The following is a 25,188-nucleotide window of genomic DNA, read 5'->3' as shown; positions in this document are numbered from 1 at the left end:
ACCGGTAGACGCGTTTTACCTGACAGTACGCGTCGACTGGTTTTGGGGCTGCTGCGCAACCCAGCGGGAGCAAGCTCCCTCGCCACAAGGAGGCGTCGCATGACTGTGGTCACAGGCGCGGCGCCGGCACTTGATCGAGCAGTTGTTTGAGTACCTGATCGACTTCCAGCCCTTCGATGTCCAGTTCCGGGGCAATCCGCACCCGATGGCGCAACACCGACAGCGCGCAACCCTTGATGTCATCCGGAATCACAAACTCGCCGCCGCGCAACAAGGCCCGGGCGCGGGCGCAACGTACCAGCGCGATTGAAGCGCGTGGCCCGGCGCCGAGGGTCAACCCCGGCCAGGTTCGGGTGGTGCGGGCCAGGCGCACGGCGTAATCGAGTACCTGATCGTCCATGGGCAGATCACTGGCAATGCGTTGCAAGGCCAGCACGTCCTTGGCTTGCAACACGGTGCGCAGCGGTTGCACGTCGAGCATGTCGGCGCGGGTCGAGCGGCTGACCTGGCGCACCATGTCCAGTTCCTGATCGGCATCGGGGTAGTCCATGCGCACCTTGAGCATGAAGCGGTCGAGCTCGGCTTCCGGCAACGGGTAAGTGCCTTCCTGTTCGATGGGGTTTTGCGTGGCGAGTACCATGAACGGTTGCGCGATCGGCAGGGCGCGGCCTTCGAGGGTGACCTGGCGTTCCTGCATGGCTTCGAGCAGCGCCGCCTGGGTTTTCGCCGGGGCGCGGTTGATCTCGTCGGCCAGCAGCAGGTTGGTAAACAGCGGGCCTTTGCGCAGTTTGAATTGCTCGGTTTGCAAGTCGTACACCGCGTGCCCGGTGACATCGCTGGGCATCAGGTCCGGGGTGAACTGGATGCGTGCGTATTCACCGCCGAAGCAGCGAGCGAGGGCACGCACCAGCAACGTCTTGCCCAACCCCGGCACGCCTTCGAGCAGCACATGGCCGCCGGCGATCAGGGCGGTGAGCACGTCGTCGATCACAGTGTTCTGGCCGATCACGGCTTTTTGCAATTCTGTTCTTATCGCTTGGGCTAACTGACTGGCGCGCTGGCGCTGCTGGGCGGCGTGGGTCTGTGTGCCGGGCTCGATCTGTTCACTCATAAGGCGTTCCTCAAGGTTTGCAGCTGGGCGACCTGACGGCTGAATTCAGCGCTGGGCAGCCGCTGCTTCGGTCGCGGGCTCATGGCCTGGCTGATGGCGCGTGTGGGTTGGCCAGTCAGGCGTGCGAGCACCAGCCATTGTTCGGCAACGCCGAGTTGTTCAAAACCGGGATGACGGTGACGGACACGACGCAGGATGTCTTGTTGCAAGGCTTGCAACAGGCTGTGCTGACCGTTGTGACGGAGCATGAAATCGGCACTGGCACGCAGGTGTTCCTGAAGTTGACGACGCGCCCTTGGGGCAGGTTCGAGCAATGGGCCGTTGCGCACGCCGACGTGCCAGAACCCCAAGGCAATCAAGGCAATCAGGGCCACCAGTGCTTGTGGAAAGTTGCGCCACAGCAAGGTCAGCAGACTGTCGTGATCAGTATTGAACAGCAGGGTCACGTCGGTGTCGGCCGTCAGGTACCACAGCAGCCAGGCGTTATCGTACTGGTCGATGACCGGGGTTTTCCAGAGGTCGGCGTCGGTGACCACGGTGATCGAACCCAGCCCGTGAGCCAGTTGCATCATGTGCGTGGCCTTGCCGCTGTTGGCCCAGGCCTGGGCGAGGTTTTTCGGGTCGTCGAGATGGAACGCGGTATCGAAGCTGACGTAGGCCGGCGCCTCTTCGTTTTCCAGGTACAGCTTGGTCAGTTTGGGGTAGGGGTCGTCTTCAGGATCGGGCGGCAGTTCCTTGAGGTCTTTGCTCAGGGACTGGTGCACCTGCACCCGATCGAGCAGCAGGTCATTGCTCTGACCGGTCTTCTCGTCCCACAGGGCTTCGGCGACAAATAAAAGACGTCCGCCGGCCCGGGTCCAGTTCAACACCTGATCCACCTGTCGCGGCGACATGTTCGACCGATCGCCGAGCAACAACAAACTGTGCTGGTGAGGCTCGAGCGTCGGCAAGATGTCGAGGCTGTTGGCGTGGCTGACAGTCAGGCCCTGTTTACGCAGAAAATGCTCGGCCGCCAGGTAGGGGTTGGCCTGTGCTTCGGGGGACGGGCCGTGATCGATTTCTGCCTGATAGGGTATGGCCTTGAAATACAGGTAAACACTCAGCGCACACACGAGCAGGGCGATGATCGCACCGACCGAAAGCCACAAACGCCGGTTCAACGGGCCGCTCCGGGACCGAATAACGCGCGCCAGCCGTCACAGAGTTCCTGCTGCAAATGCGCCGGAGGCAGGCGATGCCCGTAGGCCATGTTCTGCCAGTGCCCGGTGAGGTTTTTACTGAAGGCCAGCAAGGCAGGTTGTTGCAGTTGTTCGACCCGCTGAAGAACTTCACCTTCGGTGTCGGCGGGCTTGAGCGCCATGTTGAAATCGTGCAGCAAGTGGCTAAGCAGGGCGCGATAGAGCAACCCGAGGGCTTCACGGGGATGGGTCTGCCAGAGGCTTTCGGCGCTGGCGGCGATGTCGGCGGGCAGGGTTTCGCGATTGAGGTCCAGGCCGAACGCCTGCTGCGGTAACGGCCGCGCGACTTTACGATTTAACGTGGGTCGACGGCTGACAAAGGCCTGCAGCCAGTCGCGGTAACGCCAGATCAATAGCCCAATGGCGCCGATCACTGTGCCCCACAGCAACACTTCGATCAGGTTGGCCAATACGCCAAAGCGTTGGCTGTCCAGCAAGCTAAACAGCGCCTTCAGCCAGGCGGGTGTTTGACCATTGTCCGCAGTGTCGGGGGCGGGTTTGTCTTCGCCAAAACGATAGCGCGTGACCGTTTCCTTGTTCTTGAACGGCGGCTGCTCGAGGATGGCCTTGATGCTGTCCCGGGATGCCTGGCTGGTCAGAGGTTGTTCCAGCAGACGCGCAGAGTCCGGTGAGATAACCGGTTCGGTGGCCCAGACGCTTTCCGCCGTCGGCACCAGCAGCATCGCGGCCAGCAGCAGCGGGACGACCGCGCTGGTCAAGCGTTGGCGCAATCGGCGAAAGATCAGCTCGATGTCCCAGGCTTCCAGCCGCGTGCGCCGGTTCAGATAAAGGCTGAAACCGCAGGCCACATAGATCGGTTCCCAGACAATCAGCACCAGAGCGTAAAAGGTATTGGTCAGGTGTTCCAGCCAGCGCCAGTCTTGGGTGGCGGCGGTAATCAAGGTCTGCCAGCCCCAGTCGAGTTCGACCTGTTGCGGCAAGAGCATGTAGAACAGCACCATCAAGCCGATCCACAGCGCGGTTTCCAAATGCACGCCGATGATCGTCAGCCATTGGGCGGCACCCGCGTTGCGCTGCAGCAGTACGCGCAAACGTTGTTGGCGTGCTTCGCCCGCCAGACCTTCGAGTTGCACCACCGGCATCAGAAAACTGCGGCTCAGGCTCAGGCGACGCCAGGTCAGGCTGGCCAGCAATTGCGGTTTGAGCAGGCGCGGCCATTGGCGCAGGGCCTGCTTCAGTGTGGGCGTTTCGCCGAACATGGCTTTGGACAGGATGTACAGCGGCAGCCGATCGAACGCTGGTTTGAGCCACCAGAACAGGAATACGGCGAGGGAGGGTGAATCCCACAACAGCAAGGTGAGCAGAGCGAAGATCGGCAAGGTCACGATGGCCCAACTGGTCATCAACAGGCGTCGATGGCGCTGACTCAGCAGCACTCCCAGGTCCATGGCTTCCCAGGTCGTGCGCGGGCGGATCACCACACTGGCATCACTCAGGCGCATGGCGAGTCCGTCCGGCAAACAGCAGATAAGTCGCCACCAACAACCAGAGCGCCGCGCCGACCAGGTATTTGGTCAGCGGCGCGAGCCCGGTCCTCGACGACCAGTAGGCTTCGATAAACGCCGCAATCAGCAGAAACAGCATGACCCCGCAAATCAGCAACACGCTCTTGCGCGCCGCCAACTGCAGGGCTTCGGCGCGAGGCAAACGCCCCGGCGCGATCAAGGCCCAGCCCAGTTGCAGGCCTGCGGCGCCGGCCAGGGCAATGGCGCTCAGTTCGAAGGCGCCATGGCCGATCACGAACGACCAGAACGTTTGGCCATAGCCGATGTACGTCAGGTGCCCGGCCACCGCACCGATCATCAACCCGTTGAAGAACAGGAAAAACGCGCTGCCCAGGCCAAACAGCAAACCGCTGGCAAAGGTCTGAAAGGCGATGCCGATGTTGTGCATGATGTAGTAACCGAACATCACCCAGTTTTCACTGGCCGCCCGTTCGGCCGAACGTCCCAGGTGGCCGGCGACGGGGTCGTACATGCTTTGCATCTCACTGACTTGCTCGGCCGGGATCAGGTTGTAGATCAGGTCGGGGAACAGGTACACCAGCAACGCGAAGCCGATCAGGCTGCCAAAAAACATCAGGCTGGCGGCAAGCACGAAACGCCACTGCTCACGCACCAGTCGCGGGAAATCGGCGAGGATGAAACTCAACACGTTGGCACCCAGTCGACTGCGATGCCGATAAAGCTGTTGATGCCCGCGCAGGACCTGTTGCTGCAATGAATCGATCAGGAAACTGCTATAGCCGCGTTCCTGAGCCAGGGCCAGGTGTTGGCAGAGCCGTCGATAATCGCTGGGGAAACTGGCGACTCCTGAGGCGTTCTTGCCGCGTTCCAGCCGTTCAAGCATGAGTGCAAACTGCTCCCATTCGGCACTGTGGCGACTTTCGAAAAGGCTTTGCTTCATGTGGGGCCCAACAGTCCGCGGGCGATGCCGTTGAGTTCGGCCACCGCCTGCGGCTTCGATACCTGCAACGGTTGCGCGAGTATCGAGGCGAGCTCGTTGACCCGCGCCTCGGAGAGTTCACCCTGGCGCTCGGCAAACCCGAGGATGGCGCGCTGCTCGGTCAGCGTCAGCGTGAAGGCTGCGCGCCGTGGCGGGACGTCGGGCAATTGCGGTCGGGTGAGCGGTTGTTCGCGGTAGATCACCAGCGTACCGGCGGCCAGGTCGCCGAGGCGTTTGAAGGTGGGATGTTGCAGGCAGCTGATTGCTCCGAGAAAGTAGCCGAATGGCAACATGTCGACAAATCGCAGCAGGTTGCGCAGCAAGGACGCGGACCAGCCGATCGGCGTGCCATCGTCATGCACCACGCGCAATCCCATCCATTGCTTGCCCGGCGAGCGGCCCTGATTGAGCACCTCGAACAGCACCATGTACCACCAGCTCACCACGAACAGCAGAATCGAACCCAGCCCGGCGCCGAGTTTTCCGAGAAACGCCAACACAATGAACAGCAGGCCCAGCATCATCCCGCGCAGGCCCAGGTCGATGGCGAACGCCAGCGCACGTACCATCAACCCGGCCGGGCGCAGCGGCAAGTCGATGCCTTCGGGCGTTTCGACGTGATACCGCGTGTCCAGTGGCCGGGACAGCGTCGCTTTCCCTGGCAGTGCTGTGGTGTCGAGCATGGGCAAACCTTGATGTGGCCTGGTCCGTCGGATGCTAGCAGCCTCTCGGGGGAAAACGACATAACTATGTATTGCACGGTGCGTGGTCAGAGGTGATTGAATGACAAGATTTCTGGTCGGGGCGGCCTATGTGCGCCTAGACTTCGCCGGTCTTCAGTTCAGGAACAGCCCGTGACCTCGATCTTCTGGTACGACTATGAAACCACTGGCATCAACCCCCGTTGCGACCGCCCGCTGCAAGTGGCGGGGATTCGCACCGACTTCGATCTCAATGAAATAGACGAACCGGTCAACCTTTATTGCCAGCCCAGTGACGACATCCTGCCTCATCCGGCGGCTTGTGCTATCACCGGTATTACGCCCACGCGTCTGGCCAAACAAGGTTTGAGCGAAGCCGATTTCATGACTCGGGTTCATGCCCAGCTCGCGGCGCCCGGCACCTGTGGGGCCGGATACAACACGCTGCGTTTCGATGACGAGATGACCCGTTACAGCCTGTATCGAAACTTTTTCGACCCCTATGCACGGGAGTGGCAGGGCGGCAACAGCCGCTGGGACTTGATCGATGTGGTGCGCGCCGCTTATGCCTTGCGTCCCGATGGCCTCGTCTGGCCCAGGGACGACGAGGGGCGGGTCACGCTCAAACTCGAACGTCTGACTGCCGCCAATGGTATCGATCATGGGCATGCGCACGAGGCGCTGTCGGATGTGCGCGCCACTATCGCTTTGGCACGCCTGATTCGGGAAAAACAGCCGAAGTTATATGACTGGCTGTTTCAACTGCGCAGTAAACAAAAGGTCATGGATCAAATTCGGCTGTTGCAGCCGATGGTGCATATTTCCGGGCGCTTCTCGGCGGCCCGCAACTATGTGGGTGTGGTACTGCCATTGGCCTGGCATCCACGTAATCGCAACGCGCTGATTGTCTGTGACCTGCACCTGGACCCTCAGGGGCTGCTTGATCTGGATGCCGAAACCTTGCGTCAGCGGCTTTATACCCGCCGCGATGACTTGGCCGAAGGCGAACTGCCGGTGCCGCTCAAGCTCATACACATAAACAAGTGCCCGGTAGTGGCGCCGTTATCGGTAATCCGTCCTGTAGATCAGCAACGTCTGGGGCTGGATATGGCGCTTTATCAGGAGCGGGCGCTGCGGCTAAGTGACGCACAACAAGTTTGGCGAGATAAAGTGGCAGACATTTACGCCAGCGACGATTTCTCTCCGAGCCAAGACCCCGAGCAACAGTTATACGACGGTTTTATCGGTGATCGGGACCGGCGCCTATGTGAGCAAGTCAGGTCTGCCGACCCTGCGCAATTAGCACAAGAACAGTGGCCTTTCGATGATGAACGTTTGCCTGAATTATTGTTTCGTTATCGCGCACGCAACTTTCCCGATACGTTGAGCCTGGAAGAGCAAGAACGCTGGCGAATATTCTGTCAGAAACGTTTGTGTGCACCTGAGTGGGGCGCGCCAAATACGCTGGATAGTTTTCTGGAGGCGGCGGCTCAATTGACGACTAGTGCTACATCGTTTCAGCGAGAGGTTCTGGATGAATGGCAAAATCATGTCCAGTCATTACGCAAACGTTTGAATCTTTGAAAACGAAAATAATTTGCGCTTGAATTTCAGGCATAAAAAAACGCCAGCATTTGCTGGCGTTTTTTTGGTCGCGGATCAGTCTGCGACACGCTTGCGGCTTAGCCCAGCAGGGTAGCCCAACCTTCAACCACATCACCGCCCCACTTGGCTTTCCACTCTTTCAGAGTCTTGTGGTTGCCACCTTTGGTTTCGATGACTTCGCCATTGTGCGGGTTTTTGTATTGTTTAACTTTGCGAGCACGCTTGGTGCCAGTAGTTTTTACTGCGCCGCCACGTGGAGCCTTGGTTTTGGACTCTGGATCCAACAGCGCGATGATGTCGCGCAGGGATTTGGAGTATTCGCCCATCAGGGTGCGCAGTTTGCCTTCGAATTCCAGCTCGGTTTGCAGTTTGTCGTCTTGGGACAGATTCTTCAAACGGGCTTGCAGCTCTTTGATAGCTTCTTCGGTGGCGCGATATTCGTTGATCAAGGACATGAGGACTACCTTATGTTGGGCGCTGGATGGCAGGGTGACAGTGCGACAATAATAGTCAGGGTGTTTCATCAAGTAAACATTTAACCGGAGTTTTATTTAAATTAGTTGCGGAACAAGACACACATTGGAGGGACAGTTAAATAGCGTCACAAATATTCACAGTTGACCTCTTGAAGATTGCCCGCAAGAACACCATCGCGTGGGGCCGCGTGTGCTTGCAGAACCTGTACCAGACCTGCGGGTAAGGCCATACGTCATCAATACTGCAGTTTTGCTGCGCAATCGCTAGAATGGCGGCCTTTGCGAAGTTCTGGAGTTTCCCCCTCATGCGCACTTTTCGGCTGGTGATTGCTTGCCCGGACCGCGTCGGCATCGTTGCTAAAGTCAGTAACTTTCTGGCGTCACATAATGGCTGGATCACTGAAGCGAGCCATCACTCGGATAATCTCAGTGGCTGGTTCTTCATGCGTCACGAAATTCGTGCCGATTCGCTGCCTTTCGGTATCGAAGCCTTTCGTGAAGCGTTTGCACCGATCGCCGAAGAGTTCTCGATGGATTGGCGCATCACCGACACCGAGCAGAAGAAACGCGTGGTGTTGATGGCCAGCCGTGAATCTCACTGTCTGGCCGACTTGCTGCACCGCTGGCACAGCGACGAACTGGACTGTGAAATCACTTGCGTGATTTCCAACCATGATGATTTGCGCAGCATGGTCGAGTGGCACGGTATTCCTTACTACCATGTCCCGGTCAACCCACAGAACAAGGAACCGGCCTTCGCCGAAGTCTCGCGCCTGGTCAAACAGCACGAAGCGGAAGTGGTGGTACTTGCCCGTTACATGCAGATTCTGCCGCCCGAGTTGTGCAGCGAATATGCTCATAAAGTCATCAATATTCACCACAGCTTCTTGCCGTCGTTCGTCGGTGCCAAGCCGTATCACCAGGCTTCGATGCGCGGTGTGAAGTTGATCGGCGCCACTTGCCACTATGTCACCGAAGAGCTGGACGCCGGTCCGATCATCGAGCAAGACGTCGTACGCGTGAGTCACAGCGACAGTATTGAAGACATGGTGCGCTTCGGTCGTGACGTCGAGAAAATGGTGCTGGCCCGTGGTCTGCGTTATCACCTGGAAGACCGGGTGCTGGTGCATGGCAATAAAACCGTGGTGTTCTGATAGCGATACGGTTGAAACTCGAAGGGCCTGAGCGTTCAATCGCTGCAGGCCCTTCGCCGTTTTTTGCACTGAGAACATGACCATGGCCGATCCATTGGACAAAGCCACTTCCAAAGCACCCGCCACATTGGGTGAGGGCTGTTTGAGTCGCTATGACCCGGATGACCTGAGCGCCGAAGACGGCACGGAGTTTCCCGGTGCCGCCGAGTTGTGGGAGCAGTTGCAGGGCGATTGCGACGATGCGGTCGGGGGCGCCTGAAAAAGATCGCAGCCTTCGGCAGCTCCTACAAGGGCGCGGTGTATACCCTAATGTAGGAGCTGCCGAAGGCTGCGATCTTTTAAGCCCGTTTGAACTTCATCAGCTTCCTGAGCAATGGCCGCCCGAGCATCAGCAAAAACACCGGACCACCGACCACCAGGTAGAAGTAATAAGTCACTGTCCGCCAGATCAGAATCGCCGCCGCCGCGGTGGACTTCCCGACCATAGGCGCCAGCAGCGCCGCCGATGTCAATTCCGCCGCTCCGGCCCCGCCCGGCAACAGGCTGAACTGCCCTGCACTCAGCGACAGCATCTGGATCAGAAAACACCAGGCCCACTGCAAGTCCATGCCCAGCCCACGTAACGCCAGATACAACACGCTATAGCGCAAAAGCCAATGCAGGCAGGTCAGTGCAAACACCGTGATCAATGTCTGAAAGGGCAACTTCAGTGTGTCAGTGAACGCCGCCAGGAAGTGCAGGAGTTTTCGTGCCCAGCGCATCCGGGTGGTGCCTTTGACATTGATATGAGCGAGCAACCGACCGCTCAGACGAATCAGCGAGCGGTGGTAGCGAGCCGCCAATACGCAGCTAAACAGTCCGCCAAACATCGAGATGGCGCTGACGGTCAGCAGCCATTCCATGCGCTGACTGAGGTGCTGGAACAGTGCATAAATCAGAATCCCGCTCAGTGCGCAGAGAAAAAACAGCAGATCGCTCAACTGATCCATGGCGAACACGGCGCTGCCCCTGGCCGGTCGTACGCCGTGGCGTGCCAGCAGGGCCATGATGGTCAGCGGTCCGCCACTGCCACCGGGAGTGGCGCAGTAAGCGAATTCGGCGGACATCACCACCCCAAGGCTTTTGACGTGACTGATCTTGCCGCGCTGATCTCCCAGCAACAGGCGCAAGCGCAGGGTGTTGAGCATCCAGCACAGCAGGATCATGCCGAACATGACCAGCAACCATTTCAGCGGAAAGCTTTGCAACCGCGACCATGTCTCGCCGCCGCCCAGCAACGACGGGATGAGCACCGCAGCGAGCAGGGCGACGACCAGCAGAATCCCGCGGCTCATGCGGCGCGACCGACGACGTCGCGTTGCTGTGTCAGCCAGTTGGCCTTGGTCATCGGCACACGTCCCTCGTCGAGCAAGCGTTTGAGGGTGTGCAGCCAGTAGTGACGCGAAAACTCATGGCGCATGTCCACGGGGTGCAGGCCGAGACGAATCACCGGCGCCTGGCGCCAACGTTGCTCGCGCTGATCGCTGACGATTTTCGACAGACCGCGGCGCCAGGCGCTGCGTGCGCTCCAGACCAGACCGGGGGCATCGATTGCGGTGAAATCCGGCAAACGATACAGATGCTGCGAGTCGCTGGTGTAGCGCAGCGGTACCTGGCGCAAGGCCTGGCGGGTGCCTTCGCTCATCAGCCAGGCCGGGGCGACGAAACCTTCCAGTGGCCAGTTATAACGGTGAAACACCTCGATTCCGGCACGCAGGCGGGAGAGGGCGGCTTCCAGAGGCAGGTCGTAGAACTCGCCTTCATGGGTGTAGATTCGGCGCATGAACCAGTCTCGGGGCGTGATGGGGATTGGCCCTTCATCGCAATGGAAATAACCGTGCAGTGCCAGTTCGTCGCCGCGAGCGACGCGGCGGGTCAGCAAACGTCGAAACGCCGGATACGCAGCCAGGTCGTTATGTTTGTGGAAATTTGGCACCACCAGCCAGGTGATCGGCACCTTACCCAATGCGTCGACGGCTTCGACAAAGGCTTGGTAATCGGGCCAGGTTTGCGGCGCAACGTCGTGCAATACCAGTATCAGGCTGGGCGCGTTCATGGGCTCAACCATTGGCGATCAGTGGCCATTGAGTGCCGAGTACCGCGTGATAGTGCCCCAGCAGGCTGTCGACCACGATATCCCAAGAGTAATGCTGCTCGACATGGCTACGGGCTTGTTTGCCCAGCGCGGCGCTGCCCTGACTGAACAGTTCGCGCACCGCGTTGGCCATCGCTGCTGGATTGTTCGGCGCGCAAAGCAGGCCGCATTGATCGGTGACAATTTCCTGAAAAGCCCCAGCCGCCACGGCCACCACCGGAATGCCACTGGCCATGGCTTCAAGGACCACCAGGCCAAAAGTTTCCTGATCACCGGCATGCACCAGCGCATCGGCACTGGCCATCAAGCGCGCGACTTGCGCCGCCGGGTAGAACTCATCGAGGACGGTGACATTGCGCGGTACCAGGGTCGGCATTGATGAGCCCACCAGTAATAGATGGTAACGACGACCCAGGCGTTTCATGCATTTGAGCAGCACCGGCAGGTTTTTTTCCTTGGACCCACGGCCGGCGAAGATCAGCAGGTGTGTATTTTCATCGATGCCCAATTCGGCCCGCAAATCTGGATCCCGTGCATTGGGGGTGAACGTTTGCAGGTCGACGCCCAGCGGTTGTACGAAAACGTTTTTTACGCCCAACCCGATCAGTTTATCGGCCATGATTTGACTCGGTGCCAGAACCCGGTCGAAGTTGCTATAAAGCTTGCTGACATAAGCTTCGACATTGGGTGTAACCCAATTGCCCATGCGATTGCTCACCAGCAGTGGCAGGTCCGAGTGATAAAAACCGATCACCGGCACATCGAGCTGCCGCTTGGCGTCCAAAGCGGCCCAGGCAGTCAGGTAAGGGTCGCCGGCTTCTATCAGGTCAGGCTGCAAATCCTGCAGGACATTGCGCCACGGCGCGAGACGGAGGGGGAAGCGATAACCCTTGCCAAAGGGCAGGGCAGGGGCCGGAACCGTGTAAATACCATCCTGTTCACTCAAATGAGCCCCAGGAATCAGCAGACTGTGACGAATGCCTGGCTTGCTGCCCAGGCGACGGTGTTTGGCATCCAGATAAGTGCGCACGCCACCGCTGGCAGGGGCGTAGAACATGGTTATGTCAGCGATATGCACGATGAACATCCCTCCGGTCCGTTTGTTCTCCCTTGGGTTGACCTATATGAAGGATAGATGTTCGTTTGGGGTTTTGCGGCGGAGGGTGTCAGCGAGGTTTTGCGGGGATTAGCAGACCGTCTTCGCGGGCAAGCCTCGCTCCTACAGGGCCAGTGATGATCCCGTAGGAGCGAGGCTTGCCCGCGAAGGGGCCCTCAAGAGCGACTTAAATCCGGAAACTACCCACCAACTGCTTCAATCGCGAAGCCTGCTGTTCAAGGTCCGAGCATGCCCGCAACGTCGATTGCAGGTTTTCCACGCCCTCCTGGTTCAGCGTATTGATCTCGGTGATGTCCACGTTGATCGATTCAACCACCGCCGTCTGTTCCTCGGTCGCCGTGGCCACGGACTGGTTCATGCCGTCGATTTCGCCGATGCGCAGCGTCACGCTGTTCAAGCGTTCGCCGGCCAGGTTGGCGATTTCCACGCTGTCCTGGCTGTGGCGCTGGCTGTCGCTCATGGTGCTGACCGATTCCCGGGCGCCGACTTGCAGCTCCTCGATCATGGTTTGCACCTGTTGCGCCGACTCTTGTGTGCGGTGCGCCAGGTTGCGCACTTCGTCGGCCACCACGGCAAAACCGCGCCCGGCTTCACCGGCCCGTGCCGCTTCAATGGCGGCGTTCAGCGCCAGCAGGTTGGTTTGCTGGGAGATGCTGGTGATCACTTCGAGAATTTGCCCGATGTTCACGGTTTTGCTGTTCAGCGATTCGATGTTGGTGCTCGAGGCACTGAGCATGGTCGACAGCTGATTCATCGCGGCAATGCTGCGATCCACCACCTGCTGGCCATCTTCGGCCAGGCTGCGCGCGTCGCTGGCCTGACTTGACGCTTGTGCGGCGTTGCGGGCGATTTCCTGGGCCGCGGCGCCGAGTTGGTTGATTGCCGCGGCAACGCTGCTGGTGCGCGAGGCTTGCTGGTCGGAATTGAACATCGACGAGTTCGAGGCTGCCACCACACGCAGGGCTACTTCGTTGACTTGGCCGGTGGCCGAGGACACTTCGCGGATCGAGGTATGAACCCGTTCCACGAAACGGTTGAACGCCGTGCCGAGGATGCCGAATTCGTCCTGATTCTGGATGGTCAGGCGCTTGGTCAGGTCGCCTTCACCGTCGGCGATGTCTTCCATGGCGCGGGTCATGACGTGCAGCGGCTGGATCAGCAGGCGGATCAGCATGCCGAGCAAGGCGATGATGATCGCCACGGCAATTATGGTCGCGATGACTGCCGAGGTCCGGAACTCGCTGAGCATCGAGAAGGCTTTGTCTTTATCCACCGACAGGCCGATGTACCAATTGACCGAGGACAGGCCTTTGATCGGAGTGAACGTGACGATGCGGGTCTTGCCGTCGACGTCGATTTCACTGAGTTCGCTGCCGATGCGCGGGGTGTTTTTCGGGTACGCCTCGCTCAGGGACTTCATCGCCAGGGATTTGTCCGGGTGAACCAGGATCTTGCCATCGGCGCTGATCAGAAAGGCGTAACCCATGCCGTCGAAGTCCAGCGCGTTGAGGCTGTCGGCGATCACCTGCAAGCTCAAGTCGCCACCGACCACGCCGATGCTTTGACCGTCCTTGAGCACACTGTTGACGATGGAAATGACCAGTTGACCGGACGCCAGGTCGATGTACGGTTCGGTCAGTGCCGAGCCGCCGGTGCTTTGGGCGCTCTTGTACCAAGGCCGGGCGCGAGGGTCATAGCCGTCGGGCATCTTGCTGTCAGGGCGGATGATGAAGGTGCCATCCTTGTTGCCCAGATAAGCGCCCATGAAGGTCGAGGTTACCGCCTTCTGTTCGAGTAGTTTGGAGACGTTGTCGGTGTCGGCGTTCAGTGCGACGTTTTGTGACAGGTTCTCGATCAGCAGGCTGCGTCCGGCCAGCCAGGTCTGGATATTGTTGGCCGTTACACTGCCCATTTCTTGCAGGTAGTTGTCCAGGTCGTTGCGTATCGCATTACGCTGCAGATAGTCGTTGTACAACGTGAACGAGGCGAAGGCAGCAATAACGATGAGGGCGGCGGCAAGCAGTATTTTATGGCTGAAGCGCAGATTTTTATTCATGGCTTGGGGGTCCGCTAAAGTCTTAATGTCCAGGGCGTGCTTTTATAAAGGCGCGCAAAATGGGCAGTGTTGAAAGTAAGCTGATATTTCCACCTCTCCTTAGGGAATTACCGACGCTATTTTCAGTCTGGTCTCTCGCTTGTTATCGGCCATGAAGGATCAAAGATTAACCATGGGTGACAAAATGCCTGACTCATCGCAACTCGTTATCGGCGCCGATCTCGCGGGCCAGTCCATCGCCCAGGCCATGCGCCTGGCCAACCGTCACGGCCTGATAGCGGGCGCTACCGGGACTGGCAAAACCGTCACCTTGCAGCGCCTGGCCGAAGCCTTCAGCGATGCCGGCGTGGCGGTGTTCGCGGCGGACATCAAAGGCGACCTGTGCGGCCTGGGCGCTGCCGGCAACCCTCAAGGCAAAGTCGCCGAGCGGATCGCCGGCATGCCTTGGTTGAACCATAAGCCTCAGGCGTATCCGGTGACCCTGTGGGACATTAATGGTCAGTCCGGTCATCCACTGCGTACAACCTTGAGCGAAATGGGCCCGTTGCTGCTCGGCAGTCTGCTGGAGCTGACCGACAGTCAGCAGTCGGCACTCTATGCCGCATTCAAGGTGGCCGACCGCGAAGGGCTGTTGCTGCTGGATTTGAAGGATTTGAAGGCGCTGCTCAATCACCTGCGCGACAGCCCCGAACTGCTGGGGGATGACGCCGCGTTGATGACCACCGGTTCCAGCCAGGCGCTGTTGCGCCGTTTGGCAACGCTGGAACAGCAAGGCGCTGAAGCGTTGTTCGGCGAACCGGCGCTGCAACTGGAAGACATGTTGCAACCGGCCGTGGATGGTCGCGGGCGCATTCACTTGCTCGATGCCAGTCGTCTGGTGCACGAAGCGCCGAAGGTCTATGCGACGTTCCTGCTTTGGCTGCTGGCCGAACTGTTCGAGCAACTGCCGGAGCGTGGCGATGCCGAGAAACCGCTGCTGGCGCTGTTTTTCGACGAAGCGCACTTGTTGTTCGCCGGTACGCCCAAAGCGTTGCAGGAGCGTCTGGAACAAGTGGTGCGACTGATTCGCTCGAAAGGCGTGGGGGTGTATTTCGTCACCCAATCGCCAGGTGATTTGCCGGATGATGTACTGGCTCAACTGGGCCTGCGCATTCAGCACGGTTTGCGCGCGTTTACCGCCAAAGAGCAGAAATCCCTGCGTGCGGTGGCTGACGGTTTTCGGCCGAACCCGGCATTTGACGCCTTGTCGGTCTTGACCGAGTTGGGGATCGGCGAGGCGCTGGTCGGCACCTTGCAGGACAAGGGCACACCCGGGATGGTCCAGCGTGTATTGGTTGCACCGCCACAATCGCGGATCGGCCCGCTGACCGAGACCGAGCGCACCGTGCTGATTGCCGGTTCGCCGTTCAAGGGGCGTTACGACAAACCGGTCGATCGCGAATCGGCTTATGAAGTGCTGATGGGGCGCAAAGGCCTGGCGCCGGAGCCCGAAGCAGTGCCGGGCAAACCTGCACCTGAAGAGCCGAGTTTCACCGAGCAGGCCGGGGAATTCCTCGGCACAGCGGCAGGCCAGGAATTGAAATCAGCGATGCGACAGGCGGCGAATCAATTGGGCCGACAATTGGTACGCGGGTTGATGGGCTCATTGCTCGGTGGCAGCAAACGCCGCTAAAAACCTTTGATTGAACACAACCCCCGTAGGAGCGAGGCTTGCCCGCGAAGCTTTTGGCGGCCTCAAGGGCCTCTTCGCGGGCAAGCCTCGCTCCTACGGGGTATGTGTCAATTTCAGGTTTTGGGTTTGGCGTGAGCCGCCAGCCGTTCGAGGGCCGCCCGCAGGTTCGGGTCGGTAATCCCGTCAGCCGTCGCCTGAATGGTCGCCGCCGCATCGGTCGACAAATTTATCGTATGCCCCGCAGCCCCTTGCTGAACGGTAGGCGGTTGAACCTTGAACAGAATCCGCGTCAGGCTGGCGAACTCGTCGAACAGCTGTAACTGCCGTTGCAGACGCTTTTGTTGATAACGCAGGCGGGTGGCCCAATGGCCGTCGGTGACAATCAGCAATAAACTGCCTTCGCGCCACGACGCCACATGGCAATGCTCGCGGGCAGCTGGCTGCAACTGACTTTCCACCAGACGTTGTAAATGACCCAGGCGTTGAGCGTGGCCAAAAATGGCTTTCAGCGGTTTGGCTTCGCGAAGCAGAACGGCGGGTGCTCTGGCCGTGAGAGGGCGAAATGCCATGATCAGACACCTGAAGTAACAGAGCGGCCATGGTAACAGAAAGCACCCGCTGCCCCCGACCCATTGCTTTGCGAGCGCTTTACCCATTAAATCAACAAGTAACTTGTGCCCTTGATGGGTTGAAGTTCAGCAAAATGCCCTTATTTTAAGTGAGCCCCGTCATAGCGCAGTGCATGCATCGTGGAATAACGCCACTTTCCTCACCATCGTTTCCGGGTAGAATACTCGTTCGCATGCGGCCATGAGGGCTGCACGGGCGACTCACGGGGCCGCCCTCCATCCCTTTAGTGTGGAAGATCCTGCCGATATGTTTGCGCCTTTGTTAAAGAAACTTTTTGGAAGCAAGAACGAGCGTGAAGTCAAGCGCATGCTCAAGACGGTGCAGCTCGTCAATGCCTTCGAAGAGCAAATGGTGGCCCTTTCGGACGATCAATTGCGTGCCAAGACAGACGAGTTCAAGGCCCGCCTCGCCAAAGGGGAAACCCTCGACAAGCTGCTGCCAGAAGCCTTTGCGGTCGCCCGCGAAGCCGGTAAGCGCGTCATGGGTATGCGCCACTTCGATGTCCAGCTGATCGGCGGCATGACCTTGCACGAAGGCATGATCGCGGAAATGCGTACCGGTGAAGGCAAGACCCTGGTGGCGACACTGGGCGTTTACCTCAACGCACTGTCCGGCAAGGGCGTGCACGTTGTGACGGTGAACGACTACCTGGCCCGCCGTGACGCCAACTGGATGCGTCCGCTCTACGAATTCCTCGGCATGACGGTCGGCGTGGTGACCCCATTCCAGCCGCCGGAAGAGAAGCGTGCCGCCTACGCCGCCGACATCACCTACGGCACCAACAACGAATTCGGTTTCGATTACCTGCGCGACAACATGGCGTTCAGCATGGAAGAAAAATTCCAGCGCGAACTCAATTTTGCCGTGATCGACGAAGTCGACTCCATCCTCATCGACGAAGCCCGTACCCCGCTGATCATCTCCGGTCAGGCCGAGGACAGCTCCAAGCTGTACATCGAGATCAACAAACTGATCCCGCAGCTGGAATTGCACGTCGAAGAAGTCGAAGGCGAAGTCACCAAGGCTGGCCACTACACCGTGGACGAGAAGACCCGTCAGGTCGAACTCAACGAAGCCGGTCACCAGTTCATCGAAGACATGCTCACCCGCGTCGGCCTGCTGGCTGAAGGCGAGAGCCTGTATTCGGCGCATAACCTCGGTCTGCTGACCCACGTTTATGCTGGCCTGCGTGCGCACAAACTGTTCAACCGCAACGTCGAATACATCGTGCAGGACGGTCAGGTCGTACTGGTCGACGAACACACCGGCCGTACCATGCCGGGTCGCCGTTTGTCCGAAGGCCTGCACCAGGCCATCGAGGCCAAGGAACACCTGAACATCCAGGCCGAGAGCCAGACCCTGGCGTCGACCACGTTCCAGAACTACTTCCGTCTGTACAACAAGCTGTCCGGCATGACCGGTACCGCAGACACCGAAGCGTTCGAATTCCACCAGATCTATGGCCTGCAAGTCATGGTGATTCCGCCAAACAAACCGTTGGCGCGTAAAGACTACAACGACCTGGTGTTCCTGACCGCCGAAGAGAAATACGCGGCGATCATCAACGACATCAAGGAGTGCATGACTCAGGGCCGTCCGGTGTTGGTGGGTACTGCCACCATCGAAACGTCCGAGCACATGTCCAGCCTGCTCGTGAAGGAAGGCATCGAACACAAGGTTCTGAACGCCAAGTTCCACGAAAAAGAAGCCGAAATCATTGCTCAGGCCGGTCGTCCGGGCGCACTGACCATCGCCACCAACATGGCCGGTCGTGGTACCGACATCCTGTTGGGCGGTAACTGGGAAGTGGAAGTCGCTTCGCTGGAAGACCCGACCCCTGAGCAGATTGCCCAGATCAAGGCCGACTGGCAGAAACGTCACCAGCAAGTGCTGGAGTCGGGCGGTTTGCAGGTGATCGCTTCCGAGCGTCACGAATCGCGCCGTATCGACAACCAGTTGCGCGGTCGTGCCGGTCGTCAGGGCGACGCCGGTTCCAGCCGTTTCTACCTGTCGCTGGAAGACAGCCTGATGCGCATCTTCGCCTCTGACCGGGTGAAGAACTTCATGAAGGCGCTGGGCATGCAGTCCGGTGAAGCGATCGAGCACCGCATGGTGACCAACGCCATCGAGAAGGCTCAGCGCAAGGTTGAAGGCCGCAACTTCGACATCCGTAAGCAACTGCTCGAGTTCGACGACGTCAACAACGAACAACGTAAAGTGATCTATCACATGCGTAACAGTTTGTTGGCCGCCGACAACATCGGCGAAACCATCGCCGATTTCCGTCAGGACGTGCTCAACGCAACCGTCAGCGCGCACATTCCACCGCAATCGCTGCCAGAGCAGTGGGACGTGGCCGGTCTGGAAGCGGCGTTGCAGAGCGACTTCGGTGTAGCGCTGCCGATCCAGCAATGGCTGGACGAAGACGATCACCTCTACGAAGAGACCCTGCGCGAGAAGCTGATGAACGAGCTGATCGCCGCGTACAACGAGAAAGAAGACCAGGCCGGTGCCGAAGCACTGCGCACCTTCGAGAAGCAAATCGTTCTGCGCGTACTGGACGACCTGTGGAAAGACCACCTGTCGACCATGGATCACCTGCGTCACGGCATCCACCTGCGTGGTTATGCGCAGAAGAACCCGAAGCAGGAATACAAGCGCGAGTCCTTCACCTTGTTCTCCGAGTTGCTGGATTCGATCAAGCGCGACTCGATCCGTGTGCTGTCGCACGTTCAGGTTCGCCGCGAAGATCCGATCGAAGAAGAAGCTCGCCTGCGTCAGGAGGCCGAAGCACTGGCTGCGCGCATGCAGTTCCAGCACGACGAAGCACCTGGCCTGGAGCAACCGGAAGTGTTGGGTGAAGAGGTCGACGTAGCCCTCGCCACCGCACCGGTGCGCAACGAGCAGAAGCTGGGCCGTAACGAGCTGTGCTACTGCGGTTCGGGCAAGAAGTTCAAGCATTGCCACGGGCAGATCCAGTAAACCCGTTTCATACGCTGAAATACCCGCGCCGCGACCGGCTTATGCCGTCGCGGCGTTTTGCCATTTAAACCACCGACGCCCCGACGGCGGTGCAGACATCATTTATTAAGGAGCGCATTCATGGCTGTTGGTCTTGGTCCTTTGCCAACGTTGCACCCGGTTGCCGGTTTTGAACTCGGTATCGCCTCGGCCGGCATCAAGCGCCCGGGGCGCAAGGATGTCGTGGTCATGCGCTGTGCCGAAGGTTCCACGGTCGCGGGCGTGTTCACCCTGAACGCCTTTTGCGCCGCTCCCGTGATCCTGGCCAAACAACGCGTGCAAGGCCCGGTACGTTACCTGCTGACCAACACCGGCAATGCCAACGCCGGCACCGGCGAACCTGGCCTGGCAGCCGCCGAGCGCACGTGCGCCAAACTGGCTGAGCTGACTGGCGTCGATGCAAGCCTGGTGCTGCCGTACTCCACCGGTGTGATCGGCGAGCCGCTGCCGGTCGAAAAAATCGAAGGCGCGCTGCAAGCCGCCCTCGACGACCTGTCGGTGAATAACTGGGAAGCCGCCGCTACCGGCATCATGACCACCGACACCCTGCCAAAGGGTGCCAGCCGCCAGTTCCAGCATGACGGCGTGACCATCACCGTCACCGGCATCAGCAAGGGCGCGGGCATGATCCGCCCGAACATGGCGACCATGCTCGGCTACATCGCCACCGACGCCAAAGTCTCCCGCGATGTGCTGCAAAACCTGCTGCTGGACGGCGCCAACAAGTCGTTCAACCGCATCACCATCGATGGCGACACCTCGACCAACGACTGCTGCATGCTGATCGCCACCGGTCAGGCAGCACTGCCAGAAATCACCGAAGCGAGCGGTCCGCTGTTCGCTTTGCTGAAACAAGCGGTGTTCGAAGTCTGCATGGACGTGGCCCAGGCCATCGTGCGCGACGGCGAAGGCGCGACCAAGTTCGTCACCGTGGAAGTCAACGGCGGCGGCAATCACCAGGAGTGCCTGGACGTCGGTTACACCGTGGCCCACTCGCCGCTGATCAAGACCGCGTTGTTCGCCTCCGACCCGAACTGGGGCCGCATTCTGGCCGCCGTGGGCCGTGCCGGCGTACCGAATCTGGACGTGAGCAAGATCGACGTGTTCCTCGGCGACGTGTGCATCGCCAGCCGTGGTGCTCGCTCTGCCACCTACACCGAAGCCCAGGGCGCGGCGGTGATGCAGCAGGAAGAGATCACCATCCGCATCGAACTGGGGCGCGGTGATTGCAGCGAAACCATCTGGACCACTGACCTGTCCCACGAATACGTGAAGATCAACGCCGAGTACCGTACGTAAATTAGGTCCGGACCGAGTCGCGCCCTTCGCGAGCAAGCCCGCTCCCACATTCGATTGCATTTCTTGCGGAAGAACTCGATCAACTGTGGGAGCGGGCTTGCTCGCGAAGGCGGCCGACCAGACACCAAAGATTCTGGTCCATCCCCCTATCAAAAGGTCCCGAACATGAGCCTCCACCTGATCATCGGCGACAAACTGCATTCCTCCTGGTCCCTGCGCGCCGCACTGGCCCTTGACCTGACCGGCGCGTCCTACACCGAAGAACTGATCAAGCTGAACCAGCCGGACACTCGCGAGCGCGTGCTCAAGCATTCGCCAACCGGGAAAGTCCCGCTGCTGAAAACCGAGCACGGCACCATTGCCGATTCCCTGGCGATTGCCGAATACCTGGCTGAACAATTCCCCGATGCCGGGCTCTGGCCCCAAGACACTGCCGCCCGTGCCCAGGCGCGTTCGGCGTGTGCGCAGATGCACAGCGGTTTTTTCGCCATGCGCGGCAACATGCCGTTCGACCTGAGCCACGATGCGCCACTGTCGCCGACCCCATCTGAGGTTCAGGCTGAAATCGAGCGCATGCTGGCGTTGTGGGCTGAATGTCGCGCCGTCGCGACTGAAACCGGCCCGTTCCTGTTTGGCGGCGCGACCCTGGCCGATGCGTTTTTTGCACCGATCGCCGTACGCCTGCGCACCTATCAGGTAAAACTGCCCGAGGCCGACGCGGCCTATGTCGAAACCATCTACCAATGGCCAGCCTTCAAGGCCTGGCGGAAGGCGGGTCTGGAGGAAATAGAGCGGTGAAACGAGTCCATGTAGCAGCCGCGGTTATCCGCGATAGCAGCGGCAAGATCCTCATTGCCCGCCGTGCCGACACTCAGCATCAGGGCGGTTTGTGGGAGTTCCCCGGTGGCAAGGTCGAGGATGACGAATCCGTCGAGATGGCCCTGGCTCGCGAGCTTCACGAAGAGTTGGGCATTGTGGTCAATACCGCGCGACCGATGATCAAGGTCCGCCACGATTACCCGGACAAGCAGGTGTTGCTGGATGTCTGGGAAGTCTCGGCGTTTACCGGCGAACCCCATGGCGCCGAAGGCCAGCCTTTGGCCTGGGTGACCGCGCGGGAACTGGTGGATTACGAATTTCCGGCCGCCAACCAGCCGATCGTCGCCGCTGCACGCTTGCCCGGCGACTACCTGATCACCCCGGAGGGCCTGGAAACCCCGGCCTTGCTGCGCGGTATTCAGAAAGCCATCGCCGGTGGCATCAAGCTGATTCAGTTGCGCGCGCCCAACGGCTACGACCCGCAATACCGCGATCTGGCGGTGGATGCGGCGGGGCTGTGTGCCGGCAAGGCGCAGTTGATGATCAAGGGGCCGTTTGAATGGCTGGGGGACTTCCCGTCCGCCGGTTGGCACATCACGTCGGCGCAGTTGCGCAAGTACGCGGCGGCGGGGCGTCCGCTACCGGCGTCACGCTGGTTGGCAGCGTCTTGCCACAACGCTGAAGAACTGGCGTTGGCCGAGCAAATGGGCGTGGACTTCGTGACCCTGTCGCCGGTGCAGCCGACGCAGACTCATCCGGATGCTCTGCCATTGGGTTGGGAGCAGGCTTCGACTTTGATCGAGGGCTTCAGCAAACCGGTATTCTTGCTGGGAGGGGTGGGCCCGGCAGAGCGGCAGAAAGCCTGGGAAGCAGGGGCGCAGGGTGTGGCGGGGATTCGGGCGTTTTGGCCTGAGGCCTGATTCTGCGTTGAGGCTACTGGCCTCTTCGCGGGCAAGCCTCGCTCCTACAGGATTTGGCAACAACGCCGTCCTTATAGGAGCGAGGCTTGCCCGCGAAGGCGTCCTTGAGGGCGCCGACTAAACCCCGGGTTTCGTTGCCGCTTGCCACAAAATCTCGGCAATCCCCTGACGCTTGGCAATCAACCGTGCCGCCACAAACAACAAATCCGACAACCGATTGATATACGCCAGCCCAACCCCGGCCAATGGCTCGATCGCATTCAACTGCTGACAGCGCCGCTCGGCACTGCGCGCCAGGCAGCGGCATACGTGAGCCTGGGCGATCAGCGCGGAACCGCCGGGCAGAATGAAATTCTCCAGCGGCCCCAACTCTTCATTCCACACATCGATCGCCGCTTCCAGGCGCTCGATTTCCGCCGTATTCAGTGCCTGATAAACCGGCATCGCCAGTTCGCCACCCAAGTCGAACAACCGATGCTGGCAGGGCGCCAACACCTCGATCACTTCGTTCAACCCCGGATACGTATCACTTTGCGCCGCCAACCCGGCCAACAGCACACCCACTTGGCTGTTCAGCGTATCGACTTCGCCAATGGCTTCGATGCGCGGATGGTCCTTGGGCACCCGGCGGCCATCGCCGAGCCCGGTTTCGCCTTTGTCGCCAGTACGGGTGTAAATCTTCGACAAGCGAAAGCCCATGGTTACCTCGACAGCTGATTGAGTTCTTGAGAGACCACCGGAGTGCCCGACAACGGCAGGCGCAAGGTGAAACAGGTACCTTGGCCCGGCGTCGATTGCACTTCCATCTGGCCCTTGTGGTTGTTGGTGATGATGAAGTACGAGACCGAGAGCCCAAGGCCGGTGCCCTGACCGATTTCCTTGGTGGTGAAGAACGGCTCGAACGTACGTTTGCGCACGTTCTCACTCATGCCGATGCCGTTGTCTTCGACCTGAATTTCCGCCCATGGCGGGTTCAGTTTTGTACGCAGAATGATCCGCCCCGGTTCGCGGTCGTCGGTACGTTGGTGAATGGCTTGTGCGGCGTTTTTCAGCAAGTTGAGCAGCACCTGCTCCAGTTCGTTGGCAGTGCCGGGCACCGGGCCCAGTGCCGGATCGAACTGCCGAATGATCGCCTGCCCCTTGAAGTCGAAACCGATCGCCAGGTCGAAGTCGTTGCCGGCGATCTCCACCGCTTGATCGATCAGCGCCGGCAAATCGCAGGGAGCCATCTGCCGGGTACTGCGGCGGCTGAAGCTGAGCATGTGCGTCACGATTTTCGCCGCCCGGGCGCCGGCCTGTTGAATGCCATCGAGTAATTGCGGCACTTCGCGAGCTTTCAAATACTGGTTGACCGTTTCCAGCTCAATGCCGAGTTGCTCGGCCTGTTCGAGGTTCTTCGGCAGATCGGGTGACAGGCGCCGACGAATGTTCTGCACGTTGTGCAGGATTGCACCCAGTGGATTATTGATTTCGTGGGCCATGCCGGCGGCGAGGCCACCGACCGAGAGCATTTTTTCCGACTGCACCATCATTTCTTCCAGGGACAGCCGCTGGGTGATGTCATCGATCCGGATCACCACGCCGCGCCCGGCACCGCCCATCAATGGGTAGAACGTCAGGGCGTAATGCTTGGGTTCATCGTCCTTGAGCCAGGTAACCCGTTCAATCTTCGCCACCGTGTGCTGCTCGACGGTTTGCCTGAGTTGCGGCAGGAATGGTTTGAGCGGTTCGAAGGCGAGGAAGATCGGTTGGTTCAAGGCTTCGTCCAGGCGAGTGCCGGACAGGGCGCTGGCTTCCTGATTCCACTGGGTTACGTAGAGCTGCTCGTCGAGGGCGATCAAGGCCGACGGCATGGAGTCGATGATGCTGTTGAGGTAGTTCTGGAAACCGGTGAGTTTCTTTTCGATCTTGCTGCGCACCTGAACTTCCAGTTCCAGCTTGCGGTTGGTGTGGCGGGTTTCTTCGGCCAGCCCCTGAGCCTGGTCGTAAGCGGCCTGGGAATCGTCGCGGGCGCGCTTGAGCTGCTGCTCCCGGGCCTCGATGCGCGAGAGCATGGTGTTGAACGCTTCGGCGAGGCTGCCGATTTCGTCGTGGTTGCCGCGAGAGGCGCGTAGGGCGTAGTTCTCTTCCCGGGTCACTTGCCGGGACAACTCTTCGAGCTGATGGATCGGCCGGGTAATCAGGCGTTTGATCTGCCGGGCAATCACCAGCCATAACAGCACGCTGAAGATCAGAATCCCCAAACTGGCGGTCAGGGTCCCGGTGTAGAACGCCATCGGCAATTCGCTGCTGGCTACCAGCAGCAAGTGCCCCGGCGCGGTACCGGGGCGGGGCAGGGTGATCACTTGGTTGCTGCGAAACTCGGTGGCTTGCCAGGCTTCCAGATGCCGGAAATGCTCCGGTAGATGGAGCTCGTCGCCCTGCTGCAGCTGCGCCAGAAGCACACCTTTGCCGTCATAGAGCGCTGCTGCACGCAACGGTGTATAGCTGTTGAGCTCGTTGAGCAGACGCTGGGCGGTTTGCGGTGACTTCAAGGCGTCGGAGATCAGGCTTGGGTTGGACACCAGTCGGCCGATGGTCTGCAAGGCTTGGGGGGCCATGCTTTCCTGGGAGATGTAATAGGCGGCGCTGATAAAGGTCAGGTTGGCGACCAGCAAAACGGTGGTCAACAGCACCAGCAGGGCGGCCAGCAATTTCTGGCCGACTGGAAGGTTTTCAAGGCGCTGGCGCAATGGCATCAGGTTCATCGCTGAAAAGGAACAAGTGGCC

Annotated in this window: 21 protein-coding genes; 8 read left to right on the top strand and 13 right to left on the bottom strand. The window is 59.8% G+C overall.

Features of this window, described 5'->3' with window-relative positions; genetic code table 11:
* Positions 1–109: 109 nt before the first annotated feature.
* Genes KW837_RS19240 through KW837_RS19220 form a run of 5 tightly spaced genes read right to left on the bottom strand, consistent with a single transcriptional unit; the run spans position 110 to position 5,498 of the window.
* Positions 110–1,111, bottom strand: coding sequence for a MoxR family ATPase (locus tag KW837_RS19240; protein ID WP_218397956.1), 1,002 nt, complete (start codon positions 1,109–1,111; stop codon positions 110–112).
* Positions 1,108–2,271, bottom strand: coding sequence for a DUF4350 domain-containing protein (locus tag KW837_RS19235; protein WP_218397954.1), 1,164 nt, complete (start codon positions 2,269–2,271; stop codon positions 1,108–1,110). Before KW837_RS19235 ends, KW837_RS19240 begins: the two co-directional genes overlap by 4 nt.
* Complete coding sequence (locus KW837_RS19230; protein WP_218397952.1) at positions 2,268–3,812, bottom strand: DUF4129 domain-containing protein; 1,545 nt, start codon at positions 3,810–3,812, stop codon at positions 2,268–2,270. The genes KW837_RS19235 and KW837_RS19230 overlap by 4 nt, the downstream gene beginning before the upstream one ends.
* Complete coding sequence (locus KW837_RS19225) at positions 3,799–4,776, bottom strand: stage II sporulation protein M (protein WP_218397949.1); 978 nt, start codon at positions 4,774–4,776, stop codon at positions 3,799–3,801. The genes KW837_RS19230 and KW837_RS19225 overlap by 14 nt, the downstream gene beginning before the upstream one ends.
* Positions 4,773–5,498: an RDD family protein gene (locus KW837_RS19220; protein ID WP_218397947.1), complete on the bottom strand. Its 726-nt coding sequence runs from the start codon at positions 5,496–5,498 to the stop codon at positions 4,773–4,775. Before KW837_RS19220 ends, KW837_RS19225 begins: the two co-directional genes overlap by 4 nt.
* Positions 5,499–5,669: 171 nt before the next feature.
* Between KW837_RS19220 and sbcB the strand changes: the two genes are divergently transcribed.
* On the top strand, positions 5,670–7,100 hold the full coding sequence (gene sbcB / locus KW837_RS19215; protein ID WP_218397945.1) for an exodeoxyribonuclease I: 1,431 nt from the start codon (positions 5,670–5,672) through the stop codon (positions 7,098–7,100).
* Between the two features lie 98 nt (positions 7,101–7,198).
* Here the strand turns inward: sbcB and mvaT are convergent, their stop codons facing one another.
* A complete protein-coding gene (gene mvaT, locus KW837_RS19210; RefSeq protein WP_007933316.1) occupies positions 7,199–7,576 on the bottom strand; it encodes a histone-like nucleoid-structuring protein MvaT in 378 nt (125 codons plus the stop codon).
* A 326-nt stretch (positions 7,577–7,902) separates the two neighbouring features.
* Here mvaT and purU point away from each other — a divergent pair, with 326 nt between their 5' ends.
* Together purU and KW837_RS19200 are read left to right on the top strand one after the other, a co-directional pair.
* Positions 7,903–8,751, top strand: a complete 849-nt coding sequence (gene purU, locus KW837_RS19205; RefSeq protein ID WP_008072448.1) for a formyltetrahydrofolate deformylase — start codon at positions 7,903–7,905, stop codon at positions 8,749–8,751.
* An 82-nt stretch (positions 8,752–8,833) separates the two neighbouring features.
* Entirely contained in the window at positions 8,834–9,010 is a 177-nt protein-coding gene (locus KW837_RS19200; protein WP_185022263.1) for a hypothetical protein, read from the top strand.
* Between the two features lie 79 nt (positions 9,011–9,089).
* On the opposite strand, the gene KW837_RS19195 is transcribed toward KW837_RS19200, so the two are convergent.
* The 4 genes from KW837_RS19195 to KW837_RS19180 form a co-directional block, all read right to left on the bottom strand.
* Positions 9,090–10,085 (bottom strand): lysylphosphatidylglycerol synthase transmembrane domain-containing protein, encoded by a 996-nt coding sequence (locus KW837_RS19195; protein ID WP_218397944.1) that lies wholly within the window; start codon positions 10,083–10,085, stop codon positions 9,090–9,092.
* Positions 10,082–10,858: a DUF2334 domain-containing protein gene (locus tag KW837_RS19190; RefSeq protein ID WP_218397942.1), complete on the bottom strand. Its 777-nt coding sequence runs from the start codon at positions 10,856–10,858 to the stop codon at positions 10,082–10,084. The genes KW837_RS19195 and KW837_RS19190 overlap by 4 nt, the downstream gene beginning before the upstream one ends.
* Entirely contained in the window at positions 10,851–11,972 is a 1,122-nt protein-coding gene (locus KW837_RS19185) for a glycosyltransferase family 1 protein (RefSeq protein WP_192343856.1), read from the bottom strand. Before KW837_RS19185 ends, KW837_RS19190 begins: the two co-directional genes overlap by 8 nt.
* 196 nt (positions 11,973–12,168) lie before the next feature.
* Entirely contained in the window at positions 12,169–14,058 is a 1,890-nt protein-coding gene (locus KW837_RS19180) for a methyl-accepting chemotaxis protein (protein WP_218397940.1), read from the bottom strand.
* Positions 14,059–14,242: 184 nt separating this feature from the next.
* On the opposite strand from KW837_RS19180, the gene KW837_RS19175 reads away from it, so the two are divergent.
* The gene (locus KW837_RS19175; RefSeq protein WP_218397938.1) at positions 14,243–15,730 is read left to right on the top strand and encodes a helicase HerA-like domain-containing protein; all 1,488 of its coding nucleotides are present in this window, start codon (positions 14,243–14,245) and stop codon (positions 15,728–15,730) included.
* Between the two features lie 113 nt (positions 15,731–15,843).
* On the opposite strand, the gene KW837_RS19170 is transcribed toward KW837_RS19175, so the two are convergent.
* Entirely contained in the window at positions 15,844–16,299 is a 456-nt protein-coding gene (locus KW837_RS19170) for a DUF721 domain-containing protein (RefSeq protein WP_007906612.1), read from the bottom strand.
* A 307-nt stretch (positions 16,300–16,606) separates the two neighbouring features.
* Between KW837_RS19170 and secA the strand changes: the two genes are divergently transcribed.
* The 4 genes from secA (at position 16,607) to KW837_RS19150 (ending at position 22,419) form a co-directional block, all read left to right on the top strand.
* Positions 16,607–19,342 carry a preprotein translocase subunit SecA gene (secA, locus tag KW837_RS19165; RefSeq protein ID WP_192343859.1) on the top strand — a complete coding sequence of 912 codons (2,736 nt, stop codon included), beginning with the start codon at positions 16,607–16,609 and terminating at the stop codon, positions 19,340–19,342.
* Positions 19,343–19,462: 120 nt separating this feature from the next.
* Positions 19,463–20,680, top strand: a complete 1,218-nt coding sequence (gene argJ / locus KW837_RS19160; RefSeq protein ID WP_008015216.1) for a bifunctional glutamate N-acetyltransferase/amino-acid acetyltransferase ArgJ — start codon at positions 19,463–19,465, stop codon at positions 20,678–20,680.
* Between the two features lie 165 nt (positions 20,681–20,845).
* Entirely contained in the window at positions 20,846–21,478 is a 633-nt protein-coding gene (locus KW837_RS19155; RefSeq protein ID WP_218397935.1) for a glutathione S-transferase family protein, read from the top strand.
* Positions 21,475–22,419, top strand: a complete 945-nt coding sequence (locus tag KW837_RS19150) for a Nudix family hydrolase (protein WP_123495517.1) — start codon at positions 21,475–21,477, stop codon at positions 22,417–22,419. The genes KW837_RS19155 and KW837_RS19150 overlap by 4 nt, the downstream gene beginning before the upstream one ends.
* Positions 22,420–22,536: 117 nt before the next feature.
* Here the strand turns inward: KW837_RS19150 and KW837_RS19145 are convergent, their stop codons facing one another.
* Both KW837_RS19145 and KW837_RS19140 read right to left on the bottom strand, forming a co-directional pair.
* Positions 22,537–23,118 (bottom strand): cob(I)yrinic acid a,c-diamide adenosyltransferase, encoded by a 582-nt coding sequence (locus KW837_RS19145; RefSeq protein WP_218397932.1) that lies wholly within the window; start codon positions 23,116–23,118, stop codon positions 22,537–22,539.
* Between the two features lie 2 nt (positions 23,119–23,120).
* Entirely contained in the window at positions 23,121–25,157 is a 2,037-nt protein-coding gene (locus KW837_RS19140; RefSeq protein ID WP_123495527.1) for a HAMP domain-containing sensor histidine kinase, read from the bottom strand.
* Between the last annotated feature and the right edge of the window lie 31 nt (positions 25,158–25,188).

Origin of the sequence: Pseudomonas sp. PDM24, assembly GCF_019218905.1 — a bacterium.
In the GTDB taxonomy this organism is placed as follows: Bacteria; Pseudomonadota; Gammaproteobacteria; order Pseudomonadales; family Pseudomonadaceae; genus Aquipseudomonas.
Note: the sequence above shows the minus strand (reverse complement) of the source record. Positions and strands in the feature narration are given on the sequence as shown.